Origin of the sequence: Moraxella sp. (genome assembly GCF_024227015.1) — a bacterium.
Classification (GTDB): Bacteria; Pseudomonadota; Gammaproteobacteria; order Pseudomonadales; family Moraxellaceae; genus Moraxella.
In genome coordinates this window covers 1-14,871 of sequence record NZ_JAAELD010000124.1, presented here as the reverse complement: position 1 = coordinate 14,871, position 14,871 = coordinate 1, and the positions used below count along the sequence as shown (strand labels likewise).

The 14,871-nt window shown below is 49.9% G+C and carries 10 protein-coding genes and 1 pseudogene; 7 read left to right on the top strand and 4 right to left on the bottom strand.

Annotated features, from left to right (window positions below; genetic code table 11):
* Positions 1 to 203: 203 nt before the first annotated feature.
* Positions 204 to 1,451: a mechanosensitive ion channel gene (locus GY683_RS02650; RefSeq protein WP_297287270.1), complete on the bottom strand. Its 1,248-nt coding sequence runs from the start codon at positions 1,449 to 1,451 to the stop codon at positions 204 to 206.
* A gap of 244 nt (positions 1,452 to 1,695) precedes the next feature.
* Here GY683_RS02650 and GY683_RS02645 point away from each other — a divergent pair, with 244 nt between their 5' ends.
* Positions 1,696 to 2,541, top strand: a complete 846-nt coding sequence (locus GY683_RS02645) for an FKBP-type peptidyl-prolyl cis-trans isomerase (protein WP_297287269.1) — start codon at positions 1,696 to 1,698, stop codon at positions 2,539 to 2,541.
* Positions 2,542 to 2,606: 65 nt separating this feature from the next.
* Here the strand turns inward: GY683_RS02645 and GY683_RS02640 are convergent.
* Positions 2,607 to 3,964: pseudogene (locus tag GY683_RS02640) on the bottom strand (MFS transporter).
* A gap of 205 nt (positions 3,965 to 4,169) precedes the next feature.
* A complete protein-coding gene (argA, locus tag GY683_RS02635; protein WP_297287268.1) occupies positions 4,170 to 5,471 on the bottom strand; it encodes an amino-acid N-acetyltransferase in 1,302 nt (433 codons plus the stop codon).
* Positions 5,472 to 5,641: 170 nt separating this feature from the next.
* On the opposite strand from argA, the gene GY683_RS02630 reads away from it, so the two are divergent.
* On the top strand, positions 5,642 to 6,211 hold the full coding sequence (locus GY683_RS02630; protein WP_297287267.1) for a hydrolase: 570 nt from the start codon (positions 5,642 to 5,644) through the stop codon (positions 6,209 to 6,211).
* 68 nt (positions 6,212 to 6,279) lie between these two features.
* Here GY683_RS02630 and GY683_RS02625 read toward each other — a convergent pair whose 3' ends face one another.
* Positions 6,280 to 7,422, bottom strand: coding sequence for a patatin-like phospholipase family protein (locus GY683_RS02625; protein WP_297287266.1), 1,143 nt, complete (start codon positions 7,420 to 7,422; stop codon positions 6,280 to 6,282).
* 99 nt (positions 7,423 to 7,521) lie between these two features.
* Here GY683_RS02625 and recG point away from each other — a divergent pair, with 99 nt between their 5' ends.
* From recG to GY683_RS02600, 5 genes are all read left to right on the top strand, one after another.
* The gene (gene recG / locus GY683_RS02620; protein WP_297287265.1) at positions 7,522 to 9,624 is read left to right on the top strand and encodes an ATP-dependent DNA helicase RecG; all 2,103 of its coding nucleotides are present in this window, start codon (positions 7,522 to 7,524) and stop codon (positions 9,622 to 9,624) included.
* 90 nt (positions 9,625 to 9,714) lie between these two features.
* Positions 9,715 to 10,968 (top strand): efflux RND transporter periplasmic adaptor subunit, encoded by a 1,254-nt coding sequence (locus GY683_RS02615; protein ID WP_297287264.1) that lies wholly within the window; start codon positions 9,715 to 9,717, stop codon positions 10,966 to 10,968.
* Positions 10,968 to 14,042 carry an efflux RND transporter permease subunit gene (locus GY683_RS02610; RefSeq protein ID WP_297287263.1) on the top strand — a complete coding sequence of 1,025 codons (3,075 nt, stop codon included), beginning with the start codon at positions 10,968 to 10,970 and terminating at the stop codon, positions 14,040 to 14,042. The genes GY683_RS02615 and GY683_RS02610 overlap by 1 nt, the downstream gene beginning before the upstream one ends.
* Positions 14,043 to 14,053: 11 nt before the next feature.
* Entirely contained in the window at positions 14,054 to 14,602 is a 549-nt protein-coding gene (locus tag GY683_RS02605; protein WP_297287262.1) for a GNAT family N-acetyltransferase, read from the top strand.
* 13 nt (positions 14,603 to 14,615) lie between these two features.
* Positions 14,616 to 14,871: DUF924 family protein (locus tag GY683_RS02600; protein ID WP_297287261.1), on the top strand; the 256-nt coding region annotated here is incomplete at its 3' end.

Below are 14,871 nucleotides of genomic sequence, written 5' to 3'. Positions count from 1 at the left end.
GTAAATATCTACAACCCATTAGCGAGCATTATTTGGCTAACTGATGATTTGCTCCATCTCCTTATCATTGGTGAAACAGAGTAGTGATTAGAATGAAGTCCGTTTATGATTGGCAAATTCCTTCAAATAATCAACCAATCAAGATTATCAAAGGCATAAAAAACGACATCATTAAGATGTCGTTTTTGTTTTGAAGCTTTGGTTTAGAAACGATTGTCATCGTTGCGGAAAGTTTCTTGTGTATCTTTTGGTAGCAAGACTTTGTTGTCAGCTTCGTGTTCAGCTTTGTCTTGAATACGCTTAAGTAGGCGAGCAGCTGCATCACGACCACCTAGACCGAATGCCAGAGCGAATGCTACCGCAACCGCACCAAGCGTCAAGCCGAATGCAAGGTTCACGATGCTGTCAGCGATACCCATTGCTTTTAGACCCATCGCAAGAACCAAGCCCATGATTAGGACGCGTACGATGTTGGCTAGGAATTTTGAACCTTGTTCAGAACGCTCAACCACACCTGCGATGATGCCCGCAAGCCAAAAACCGATGGTTAGGATAACAGCACCTAGGATGATTTGGCTGCCGAAGGCGATGAACATGGCGATGATGCCGCTGATCGCTTCAAAGCCCAACAAGTCAGCCGCCGCAATGCCTGCAAACAACATGGCAAAGAACAAAATCGCACAGCCAACCAGGTCAGATACTTTCTTCTCGCCTAGGGCGCTCTGTAGACCAAGCTTGGCAGGCAGGGTGTCGATTTGGGTATTGGCTAAGATGTTCTTAACAATGCCAGCCAGCATGCGCACGACATAATAGGTAACAACCAAAATTGCAGCGGCGGTAAAGACATTCGGTAGAGACTCTAGCACCTTGTTTAGCATATTGGTGGCAGGGCGAGAGATCGCCTCAACCTTCAATGCATCTAGCGCAGCGATGGTGAATGGAATGATCACCAGCATGAACGACAAAGAGCCTGCGATGGTCGGTAGGCTGTTCTTTTCGTTGATGCCTGCTTTGGTGGCTAGGGCTTGAATGTTAAAACCTGCAACCAAATTGGTTACGATGCCACGCACCGCTCGAGCAGCGACAAAGCCGATAAAGAATACGAACGCTGCCAATAGTGCATTTGGAATGAAACTAAATGTCTTGTCGATCATGTTCGTCAATGGCATGAATAGACCATTTAAGCCTAAGCGGCCCAGCACCATGGTTAATACCAGCAGAAGAATGAACCAATATACGATGTCTGCGATCGTACCACTCATTGGCTTGACACCTGCGTTGGTTGACAGTTTTTGGTCTAGGCGAGTTTTGGCCAATGCTTTTGCGACCAAATCTCTAAAAATAGAAGCAAATAGCCAGCCGATAAGACCGATAAGAATGGCTGCGATGATTGAGGCAACAGGTCCTTGTAGGCCTTGATTAAATAAAATAAATTTTGATTGGTAGTCCACGGAACACTCCAATTGATTAAACTTGTGATTAAACTTGCTAAAAATTCAAGACAGATTGTAACACTAAAAACCGCCCTATGTCGGGAGCGGTTGACTTTTTAGTACAATATTAACAAATTATATACAGTGAGCCATGAATTATTCTTAGAATTCATGGCACAGCGCCTTAATTTTTGGTATCATGTTGCGTCATTAAACATCGATAAATATCGATCCTATTTTTAATCTTCTAATTGAGAGTATTATGAAAAAGCACACTCTACTTGCTGCAAGCATGATGGCAATCCTAGCATTGGCTGGCTGCAACAAAAAAGCCGAGACAGCTGATGCCGCAGACGCCAAAAATGCTGAGAAATCGACCGTGGTGACTGACAGCAGCACCGAAATCCAAAAAATCAGCTACATCATCGGCTATGAGCAAGGCATGAACCTAAAAACCATGACCGAACAAACTGGCGAAGAGTTGGATTTGGAAGTTTTCAATAAAGCAATCGCCGATGCCTTCAATGGCAAAGAAAGTGCACTGACTGATGAGCAGGTCCAAGCCGTTGGCAAAGCATACGAAGAGCGTAAAGTCAAAGAAGCCGCTGATAAAGCCACCAAAAACAAAGCTGAAGGTGATAAGTTCCTAGCTGAGAACAAGACCAAAGAAGGCGTAAAAACCACCGCATCAGGTCTGCAGTACAAGGTCATCACCGAAGGTACTGGCAAATCACCAAAAGCAACCGACACCGTTATCGTTCATTATGAAGGTAAGCTAATCAATGGCAAGGTGTTTGACTCATCTTATGAGCGTGGTATGCCAGCACAGTTCGCGGTGAATGAAGTCATCAAAGGTTGGACCGAAGGTCTGCAGTTGATGAAAGAAGGCGGTAAATACGAATTCTATATCCCGTCAGAGCTTGCCTATGGTGAAGCGGGCAACCCAATGATTGAGCCGAACAGCGTGCTAACCTTCACGGTTGAGCTATTAAGCGAAGAGCAGGCCAAAGCCGCGCTAGAGCAAGCTCAAAAACAAATGGCAGAAGCTGTGGCGAAGACCGAAGCTGCGGGCAACACTCAAGCCCAGCCTGCTAGCCAGAGCAAATAATTAAATAACCCAAAATAAAAAAGCCCTTAATGATAAGGGCTTTTTTATTTGCTTAAAATAATCTATCATGAGCGCTTTAATACTGCCATGGCAATGGTTGCAATTAGTGCAGGGATACCAATGGCTAGGAAGTTATACGCGTGCGGTAGGCTCATCGCTAACAAGAAGCCTGTGATGATCGGGCCTACGATCGCGCCAATGCGACTCACCGCAGAAGCACAGCCGATGCCTGTGGTACGAATGTGCAGCGGGTAGAACTGCGCAAGATAGCTGTACAGCAGGATCGAGGTGCCAATCGTCGTCGCGCCAGCCACTGCCACCAATGAATATAGAATGATCGGTGGTGAGTTAATGGCAAGTGCCGAGATGGATACCGCCGCCAAAGCACACATGGTAACGATGACAGGCTTTAGATGGAATCTATCTGCCAAATAACCACCTGCGATCGCACCAACCATCGCACCGATGTTCAAGGCGAACAGGAACATGATACTGCCTTTTAGTGAGTAACCTGCTGACAACATGAGCTTAGGCAGCCAGCTAGATAGCGTATAAGTCATCAATAGGCACATAAAGAACGCTGTCCAGAACATCAGTGTGCCAAAGGCGCGCCCTTCGGTAAATAGTGCCTTGAATGAAGAGTCCTGAGGCTTGCCTGTCGCAGTCGGTGCAGCTTCATTAAGTACAAGCTTGGTGTTGTCTGTGATGTGAAGCGATGGATCGTCTTTTGGATGATGTGACGACCTAGGCCTTGCTTGTTATCCTTGACCAGATATGTCAAAGACTCAGGCAGGTAGCGCCAGATGATTGGGAAGCCCATCACCGGAACACCTGCTAGGTAGAACATGATTTCCCAGCCGTAGTCCTTGACCAAGAATGAGCCCAGCAGTGCTGAGATGATACCGCCAACTGCGTAACCACTGAACATGATGGAGACCATCGTGGCGCGTGATTTTTTTGGGGCGTATTCAGAGGTTAGGGCGACCAAGTTCGGCATTACGCCGCCAATACCAAGACCTGCCAAGAATCTTAAAATGGCAAATTCTGTCGGTGATGGCGCAAAGGCGCCCAAGAAGGTAAATCCACTAAAGAACGCAGTACAGACCATGATGATCTTTTTGCGTCCAAATTTATCAGCCAATGTACCAAAAATCATTGCGCCGAACATCATGCCGACCAAAGCCGAACTTGCCAGCATGCCAGCCTCGACAGGGGTTAATGACCACTGCTCCATGAGTAGCGGCAGTGCCACACCATAGATAACAAGATCATAGCCGTCAAAGATGATAATGAGCAAGCACCAGAACAGTACTTGCCAATGAAAGGGTTTAAAGGTGGCGTTATCAATGACGTCGTTTACATTAACGACTTGCTCGGTCGGTGCGCCGCCTGCGACACCTGCCGTATGGGTGTGTTGATTCATACACGCTCTCCTTGATCCTTGTGTATCTGTAAAATCCCAATGGCGACTTATCCCAGTGCGTCGCCATGTCATTACAATATGATGACATGTTTGTTATTGTATTTTGTTTATAATGACTTGTAAACCATTTTTTGAACTATTATTCAATTTAATACAAGAAATTTAACAAAAAACGCCCGAATTGGGCGTGCATGTGCAGATTGATTTAGATACTTTTGACAAATATCTTGGAGTTGCGCCCATTGTCATAGCGTGCTTGGCGAGAGGTGGGCAGGGACGATACAGCAGTCTCAATAAAACCATGCTCAATAAACCAATGACTGGTGTGCGTGGTGAGCGCGAATAATCGTGTAAACCCTTCTGATCTGGCGCGTGATTCAATGAACTCTAGCAATTCATCGCCGCGACTGCCACCGCGATAGTCAGGATGGATGGCAATGCTAGCAACCTCAGCGCAATGCTCATCAAGTGGGTATAGAGCTGCACAGCCGACCACCATGCCATCACGCTCGATGACGGTATAGTGTTCGATGTCTGCTTCTAGGCGATACTGCGGGCGCTGAATGAGAATGCCCGCTTCTTCTAATGGTCTTAAAAGCACCAATAGCCCCACCACATCCCCAAGGTGCGCCTGACGAATCTGATCGTATGGCGCGCGTGCGATCATGGTGCCAAGGCCATCTCGGGTGAACAGCTCTTCGATGAGCGCGCCATCTTTGGCGAAGGGTAGAATCTGCGTGCGATCGACCACGTCGCTCACGCGAATCGCGCAGCCTAAGAATCGGCGAATCTCATCGCTGAGGCTGTTATCGTCTAGCAGCGCATGGGCTTGTTTGGTGGTGATCTCTCGGACGAGTGCGCCTTGATTATATAAAGGCTCTTCGCCCAATAAAATCAGCTTATCAGCTTGCAAAGCAATGGACGCGTGCTCTGCGACATCTTCAGCAGACAGACTAAAGACCTCGCCTGTCGCCGAAAAGCCAATCGGACTTAGAATGACGATGTGGTTATGGGTTAGATTGTGATGAATCGCATCCACATCCACGCCGCGCACCTCACCTGTCATCTGATGATCCACGCCATGGCGCACACCAAAGGGGCGCGCGGTGATGAAATTACCAGACACCGCATCGATGCGCGAACCGAACATTGGTGAATTGGCAAGTCCCATCGATAGCCGCGCCTCAAGCTGTAGGCGAATCGCACCGACGGCCGATAGGATGTGTGGCATCGCTTCGGAGGGGGTGATGCGAACGCCGTTCTGGGCGATGCTAGGTAGATTGGCGTTGTGCAGCGCTGTCTCGATCTGCGGCTTGGCGCCATGCACTAGAACGAGGCGAATGCCAAGACTGTGCAAAAGTGCAAAGTCATGAATCAGACGATCAAATTCCTCATGCGCAACTGCCTCACCACCGAACATGACCACGAAAGTCTTGCCGCGGTGGGTGTTAATATAAGGAGCAGAATGGCGAAACCATTGTATGGGATTTTGGGCGGTGTGCGTCATGGCAATATCATCATAAAAACATGCCTATGATAGTCAGCTTTTTGGTGAATGCCAAGTGTTTTTTGTTAAAGCGGGGAAATTTTGTCATTTTTGGCATAGGGATATTCCTTGACCTGATGGGGAAATTTTAGTACAGTAAAGTTGTCAGCCACTATTAACAAGGAGTTGCCATGCCGACCACGACCGTCACACGCACTTATCGCATTCGCCGCGAGGATACTCAGGCGCTCATGATTGATGTGCAAGATAAATTCGTGCCGCATATTTTTGACATGGATAAAATCACCAAAAAAGCACGCATCTTGATAGAAGGCTTGGTGCATCTTGGTGTGCCTTTGACCATCAATGAGCAATACCCCAAAGGGCTTGGACATACGATTGGTGAGTTAAAGGCGGTGTCTGGTGATGCACCCGTGTTTGAAAAATCAGCGTTTAGTTCGGTAGATGATGAACACACGTGGCGACATCTTGCCATGCAGAACCGTCATCACGTGCTGTTATTTGGTATTGAGACGCATGTCTGTGTGCAGCAGACTGCGCTGGATCTGCTTGATAATGGCATGCAGCCTGTCATCATCAGTGATGCGACCAGTTCTCGCGACCCATATGACCGCAAAATCGCCATCCGCAGAATGCGACGTGCAGGCGCAGTGGTGACGACCACAGAGGCGATATTGTTCGAGCTGCTACGCTCCAGCCAAGACCCGAATTTCAAGGCGATCAGTAACTTGGTAAAATAATCAGTGCTAAGCTCGTATCAGTAGGATAATTAAAAAACGCAAACCCGATTGGATTTGCGTTTTTTGTTTTATTGCTTGGTGGCGGACTGCAGCTTTTGGTGTTCAGCCAGTGCTTGCTTAATTTGGGGGATTTTGGCGATGGTGGTATCATAGCCTGCTTGGATGATTTCTTCTTTGGCACTGCCATCGAATACGGCATATTTGGACAAGTCAGGCGCGATGATTACATCTGATGCCTTGATGTCAGCAGGCTTGGCGTGACGTTGGTTTTGCATGAAGGTGGTGTTGGCGGCTTGCATGATGTCGTCTTTGGATTTGGGTAGGCTGGTTGGGAAGCCTTTGGGTAGTGGAATCTGTGTGTTATTAGGAATCATGCCAAGCAGCTTCTCCACATCGATGCTGATGGGTAGATCTTTGGTGCTTTGTTTGATGATGTCGCTATTAATGGGGAATTCGATGACTTCATCGCCCCATACCGCCTTGATGCCTTTGTCGGTGCGGCTGATGCCTGCGGCGGCTTGGCTGTTTGCGGACTTGGCAGCTGGTTGGGTGTTAGAAGCTGACATCACATCTACCGCGATGACGAATTGAGCGCCCATGGATTTGGCAGCTGCTGATGGCAGTAGCGCGCTTTGACCGCCGTCGATGTATTTTTTACCGCCTATCTCGGGGACGCGAGGGGCGATGAATAGCTTTGGAATGCTTGAAGATGCCTGAACGGCAAGTCCTGTATCACCTTGACGAAAGCTCACCGTAGTATTGGTATGCGCATCAGTGGCGATGGCAGCGAATCGTGTGGGCAGTGATTCGATGGGTTTGTTATTAACCTGAGTGTTAATGAAGTCGCGAAGTGCTTTGCCTTCAATCAGCCCTTGTTTGCTGGGTGCGATGTCTAGCAGGTCTGTCTCATCTAGCGCCATGGCGATGCGCTCTAGTTCCTTGGCAGACTTACCCGAGGCAGACAGGGCGCCCACCATTGCACCTGCACTGGTGCCGACGATGAGGTCGGGGCGGATGCCGTGCTCTTCGAGTGCCTTGATGGCGCCGATGTGTGCGTAGCCGCGTGTACCACCACCGCCTAACACCAACGCGACTTCGGGCACTGTGTCATGAATGGTCGGCGTGTGCTGCGCCTGTTGGGCGTGCTGAGTGGCACATCCTGCGATGATTGCGGTGCTAAGGCTTGCGCCGATAAGTAGGGTCTTTTTCATGTCGATACTTTTCAATTAATAAAAATGGTTGTAAAATCAAACGTATTGTAAATTAAATTTATCCAATACATTATAAAGATTTGTAACCTAAGGTCTGTCATGTCACAAGCTACCACTTCTATGATTAATTTGCCGATGACTGCGCTGTCTGGCGTGGGCGAGAGTCTGGCGGGTAGGCTAGCAGACTTAGGCATTCATCGTATTTTTGACATGCTCATGCATCTGCCTAGAGATTATGAGGACAGAAGTCGGCTCGTGCCGATTCGTGATGTGCAGCATGGCATGAGTGCGCTCGTTGCTGGCGTGGTGACGCATGTCGAGAACAGCCGCAGCGGCATGAGTGTGGCGCTAGAGGATGAGACAGGCGTGCTGGTGCTAAGGTTTTTTAAGGTGTATGCAGGTCTTAAAAATACGATGGTCGTTGGCGCGAACATCACTGCCTTTGGCGAGATTAAGATCAGCCGCTATGGGGTTCAGATGGCACACCCTGAGTACCATGTCACAGGCACTAAGGCATTTGAGAGTGGGTTATTGCCCATCTATCCTGCGGTGAAAGGACTACATCAGAATAAGCTGCGTCAATTGGTGCGCCTTGCCATCAATGCTGTCTCGCGTGAGCCGTTGCACTGCCTAACGCTCCAAGACCTGTCTGCGGCAGGCGTGACAGGGGTGCAGGCGGATCTGCTGAGTGCCTTAAAGCAAATCCACCTACCCGATAAAGACGCGGACATCTTCGCGCAGACGGCACTCCTCGAAGATCTAAAAGAGCGAACGCACCCAGCCTGTCGCCGCATTATCATCGAAGAGCTGGTGGCGCACCAATTGGCATTCCTATATCGACGTAATAACATCTACCAGCACAAAGCACCGCGCTGTCAGACATACAGCGAATTGGCAAATCAGCTCATGGCAAGCCTGCCATTTGGACTGACAGGCGCTCAAAAACGCGTTATCGCCGATGCGGTGGCAGACATGAGCACAAGCAGACCCATGCTAAGACTCATCCAAGGCGATGTCGGTGCAGGCAAGACACTGGTGGCAGCGCTGACGGCTTGTTATGCGCTAGACAGTGGTTGGCAGGTCGCAGTGATGGCGCCGACAGAGATTTTAGCGGAGCAGCATTTTATTAATTTTCAAAAGTGGTTTGAGTCGCTGGGTGTGGGTGTTGGTTTTTTGGTAGGCAAACAAAGCGCCAAAGAGCGCGCTGTCATGCTGGAGCGTATCGTGGATAACGAGGTGCAGATTGTCGTTGGGACGCATGCACTGTTCCAAGATGGGGTGGTGTTCGCCAAATTGGGTCTAGCCATCATTGATGAGCAGCATCGATTCGGGGTGGAGCAGCGCCTTAGACTTGCCAATAAGGGTGTGGCGAACTCGACGCCGCACCAGCTTGCCATGACAGCAACGCCCATTCCAAGAACGCTCGCCATGAGTATGTATGGCGACATGGATGTGTCTGTTATCGATGAGCTGCCGCCAAATCGCACGCCGATCACGACCGTTACCGTCAGCCGAGATCGCCGTGATGAGGTGATTGAGCGGATACGTGTCAATTGTAAGGACGGTAAGCAGGCTTATTGGGTGTGTCCGCTGGTTGAAGAATCATCGGTACTGGATGCGCAGTCAGCAGAGCTGTTGTATGAGGATCTGTGCGATCGGTTGGACATACGCATTGGGTTGGTGCACGGCAAGATGAAGCCGAATGATAAGCAGGCGGTGATGAATGAGTTCAAGCTTGGTAATATCGATCTGCTCGTGGCGACGACGGTCATCGAGGTGGGTGTAGATGTACCTAATGCGTCTTTGATGGTCATTGAGAATGCTGAACGGCTTGGCTTATCGCAGCTTCATCAGCTGCGTGGGCGGGTGGGGCGTGGTTCTGCCAAGTCCTTCTGTGTGTTGCTATATCAGACGCCATTATCCCCCACTGGCATCGAGCGTCTAAACGTTCTAAGAGACAGCACGGATGGCTTTGTCATCGCTCAAAAAGACCTTGAACTGCGTGGGGCAGGCGAGCTATTGGGTAAGCGCCAGACGGGGGATATGGGCTACTATTTGGCGGACATCGTGCGTGATGAGGTGCTATTAACTGCCGCCCAAAGCATCGCTCATAAGCTCATCGAGTCACCTGATAGGCAGGCTTTGGCGCATCAGATCGTCAATACGTGGCTGCCTGACACCAAAGAATATGTGAACGCATAGCCAAATTCATCAGAGAATGAGTGTAGTATTGGCGCGTGTGTGATGCTACAATCGATTTATTTATAAAAGCGTAATGAAATAGAGTCACTTATGGATGATAAGAATAGCAATGAATCACTAGAAAAGCGCTTAGATGGTGCTTTTGACAAATACACCAAATTCCCATGGTGGCTACCCATCGGCGCACTTGCTTTGGTGGCGCTTGGGTTGGTGATGGGTTTGGGTATTGGACGCGTGTCTGATGGGGATAAAGCGCCGAATGATAATGTGGTCGGCACTTCGGTCAAGTCATTGGATTACCAAGAAGCCAATACCGCGCCAGTCATGTCGGTTGAGGCGATCACGCCAGGCAGCGCTGTCATCTCTGACGCCATCGATGCCAGTGGCATTATCGCAGCACGCCACACTGCTCAGGTCAGTGGGCGTGTGACGGGCGCTGCGATTGAGCAGGTGCTGGTCGAGGTGGGCGATCAGGTGCGCTCAGGGCAGGTGCTTGCCATATTGGACTCATCGTCATTCAAGGATTCACACATCCAAGCGCAGGCAGATCTAGATCAAGCGATCGCCAGCGCCGAGAAGGCGCATGCCGACCTTGCGCGTACCGAGCCGTTGCTGCAGATAGATGCGATCAGTCGTCAGCAGGTGGATGCCTACCGCACAGCCGCCAAGCAAGCAGATGCCACGGTGATCGCCGCCAAAGCGAAAGTCAATAACACTGCCACCAGCCTGAACAATGCCAAAATCACCGCGCCAGTCTCAGGCATCATCAGCGAACGCCAAGCTCAGGTGGGCGTGCTGACCAGTGGCAATCCTTTATTTACCATCATCAAAGATGGTGCGTTAGAATGGCAAGCGACACTTGCGCCGAATAACGCCGCTAAGATCAGCATCGGTCAAGAGGCCACCATCATGGCGGGGAATACACCCATCATTGGCAAAGTCACCCGCCTGTCACCGACCGCCAATCAGGGGCGTGAAATAACGGCGCATGTTGCCATTCCTCAAGGTGCACCGCTAAGCGCTGGCATGTATCAGACGGGTAAATTCGTCCTAAGTCAGTCTAGCGCGCCTGCCGTGCCAACTTCTGCCATCATGACGACCGATGGTTATGATTATGTGTGGTCGCTTACGCCAACAGATCAAGCCGAAGGGCTGTATAAAGTGGTGCGCACCAAGGTGGACATCCTAGGCTATGATGGGGATAAGGCTGCAACCAACTTACCGCCAGATGCGCTCATCGTCGCAAAAAGCGCAGGATTCTTAGCGGAAAATGACATCGTGCGTGTGGCGACAGTCAATGCCAATGCGCCACATTCATCCACTCATCAGATAGCGGGGCAGTGATGAACTTTTCGGCTTATTCCATCAAAAACCCCTTAATAGCGATCTTGATATTCACGCTCATGACCGTGGGTGGAATTTTGGGTTTTCGCGCGATGAAAATCCAGCAGTTCCCTGACATTGACGTGCCTGCTGTCATCGTTACCGTTCCTTATACGGGGGCGTCTCCTGCCCAGTTAGAGACAGACATCGCCAAAAAAATCGAAAACCAAATCACTGGCATCGAAGGCGTCAAGCACATCCGCTCTACTCTACAGACGGGCGTTGCGACCATTCATACCGAATTTACCCTAGAAAAAGACCTATCAGAAGCGGTGAATGACGTACGATCAGCACTTGATGAGATCGCAAGCGACTTACCTGCCGCTGCCGAAGAGCCTGTCATTACCAAGGTCTCAACCGCAGGATTTCCTGTAGTGAGTTACTCTGTAGCATCTGATAACATGAGTGAAGCCGAGCTGTCATGGTTCGTGGATGACACGCTGAATAAACGCCTTGCCAACATTAACGGCGTGGGAACGCTTAGCCGTGTGGGCGGTATCGAACGTCAAATCATCGTCACGCCCGATGTTGATAAATTAAACGGCTGGCAGCTGCCCATCACGAATCTGTCTCAGCAGATCAGTGCCTCTCAAAAAGACAGCTCAGGCGGTGAGGCCAAGGTTGGTGGCGGCGTTCAGACCATCCGTGTATTGGGCTCTGCCAAGAGCGTAAGAGAGCTTGCCAGCTTAGAGGTGGTCACACCTGCAGGCGGGTTGGCGTTAGGGCAGCTTGCTGACATTAAGGACGCTCACGCCGATCCAAAAAGCCGAGCCATCTTGGACGGCGACACGGTCGTAGCGCTATCCATCACGCGTTCACGCGGTGCTAGCGAAGTGCAGATGGTTGAAGATGTAGATCAAGAGCTTGCCAAACTCGCCCAAGAGATGCCACACATCAAAATCCAAAAAATCTATGACAACGCCGAGCCAGTCGCCGAAGATTATCATGCCAGCATGAAGATGCTGATTGAGGGCTGTATTCTTGCGGTGGTCGTGGTGTTCTTGTTCTTACGAGACTGGCGGGCGACATTGGTGGCAGCAGCGGCTTTGCCTTTATCCATCATTCCTACTTTTTTGATGATGTGGATATTTGGCTTTAGTTTGAATGTCATCTCATTGCTTGCTTTGTCGCTTGTTATTGGTGTGCTTGTCGATGATGCCATCGTTGAAGTTGAGAACATCATGCGCCATCTGCACATGGGTAAGACGCCTTATGAGGCAGCCATGGAGGCGGCGGATGAGATTGGGCTTGCGGTCGTGGCGACGACGTTCACACTGATTGCGGTATTTTTGCCAACAGCGTTCATGAGTGGCGTTGTTGGGCAGTTTTTCTCTCAGTTTGGTTGGACGGCGGCGATCAGTGTGTTCATCTCATTATTGGTGGCGCGACTTGTCACGCCGATGATGGCGGCTTATATCCTAAAACCAAAACGACATAAAGAAGAAACATCTGGCGCGATCATGAATCTTTATCTGTCCGTCGTTAGATGGACGCTGAATCATCGTGTGATTACGCTGGTTGCGACGATTGTGCTGTTCATTGGTTCGTTAAGCCTTGCCAAGATGCTGCCCGGTTCGTTCTTGCCGCCAGATGACAGCAACCAAACCCAAATCACGCTTGAGCTGACGCCTGATGCGACTTTGGACGATACCACGCGCATCAGTCAGATGACGGCGCAGGCGGTCAGTCAAGTGGATGGCGTAAGCTCTGTATTTATCTCAGCAGGTTCGGCCACATCGGGTGGGGATAGCCGTAATGCTTCGGCAGGCAGTGAAAATACCGCAACCTTAAACATTCTGCTTAACCCACGCAGCGAACGCCCAGGCAAATCCGATGTCGAAAATGCCATCGCCGAAGTGGTCAAAGACGTGCCATCAGCCCGCTTCGTGGTGGGGCTGTCAGCGACGGGTGACTCAGGATATGGCTTTTCGTTGATGTCGGACAATCCCGAACTGCTTAACCAAACGGTCAATGAGACCATCAAGCAGATCCAATCATTGCCTGTGGTGTCATCAGTCACCAGCAATAGACCACTTGCCAAGCCTGAGATTAGCGCCATTCCAAACACCGTCATGATGGCGGATAAAGGCGTGACGACCAGTGATCTAGCGGATACCTTACGCGTGGCGACGATGGGTGATTATGAGCAAACATTATCCAAGCTAAATCTAGACACGCGCCAAATCCCTGTTGTGGTTCGCCTGTCTGATGAGTCTCGTGCTGACATGAACGCACTGAGCAGTCTGTATGTGCCAAGCAGCACCAGTGAAGCAGGTGCAGTAAAATTATCGGAAGTGGCAACACTAAGACATGCCACGGGGGAAGCTGAGATTCGCCGTCTGGATCGCATGCGCAGCATTAAGATTACAGTGCAGTCCGAAGAGGAGCTGGGCGAAGTTATTGATGCGGTGAAAAATCTACCAATTCTGCAGAACCTGCCAGAGGGAGTAAGTGCCATCGATGAGGGGCAGGCAGACAGCATGGCGGAGCTGTTTACGGGTTTTGCCATCGCCATGAGCGTGGGTATTTTCTGTATCTTTGGAGTGTTGGTGCTGTTATTCCATAAGGTGTTACAGCCTTTTACCATCTTGATGGCATTGCCGTTGTCGATTGGTGGTGCGTTCATTGGTCTTGTGGTGACGGGCGCAAGTTTGTCTATCTCATCCTTGATCGGCTTTATCATGCTTATGGGTATCGCAACCAAGAACTCAATTTTGCTCGTGGACTATGCCATCATCGCCGAGAAGGCGGGACTGCAGCGGCTTGATGCGATATTAGACGCCTGTAAAAAACGTGCCAGACCCATCATTATGACCACCATCGCCATGGGTGCAGGGATGCTGCCGCTCGTGTTCGGCTGGGGTGGGGCGGATGCGACGTTCCGCCGTCCGATGGCGGTTGCGGTATTGAGTGGTCTCATCACATCGACTTTTTTGAGTCTTGTGGTGATTCCTGTGGTCTATACCTTGATGGATGATTTGGGCAGATTCTTTAAGCGCAAAAAATCCACCCAATCCACTCAATCAGCGCAATAATTGGAGCGATGATGGATTTATTGTTTGTGCAACCTAAGACAGAGCATAGGAAGGCTGTGGTTGATTTTGTGCGTGCATTTGATGAACACGGTCAGCCGTTAATTCATGGTACTGATGAGTTGTCAGCGTTTGACGTGTTAAATGATGCTAATGCCTATGATGATTGGCTAAGCTATGTCTATGCACCAAAAGGCACCAATCGATTTGGCTATGATAAGATGCCAAGTTCGGTATATCTTGCCTTGCATGGCGATGGCGTGGCGGGTATGTTGAATCTGCGCCACGAGCTTAATGAGTTCTTAGGAATGTATGGCGGCCATATTGGTTATACCACGCATCCTGATTTTGAGGGGCGAGGTGTTGCGACTTCGATGCTGGCATTTGGCGTGCAGACCTTGAACGAACTTGGCGTGAGTGATGTGCTGGTAACGTGTAGCGATGATAATGTCGCGAGCGCAAAAGTCATCGAAAAGTGCGGCGGCGTGCTAGAGTGCATAATCACACCTGATCAGCCATTTGAATATGGTCGCGCCATGAGAAGATATTGGATAAGAAAATAAGTAAGGATTGATGATGATTTATACCACGAATGAGATGGCGAACCGTGTGCTAAATTTTTGGTTCGATGCGGATAATAAGCCGTTTTGGTTTGCCAAATCTGATGAATTTGACCATAAAATCGCCGAGCAGTTCGAAGATTTGATCGATCAGGCGAGAGCAGGCAAGTTATGGGATTGGCGTACCGATCACTATGGCAGATTGGCGGAGATCATTATCCTAGATCAGTTTAGTCGTAATGTCTATCGCGACACGCCAAAGGCATTCGCCG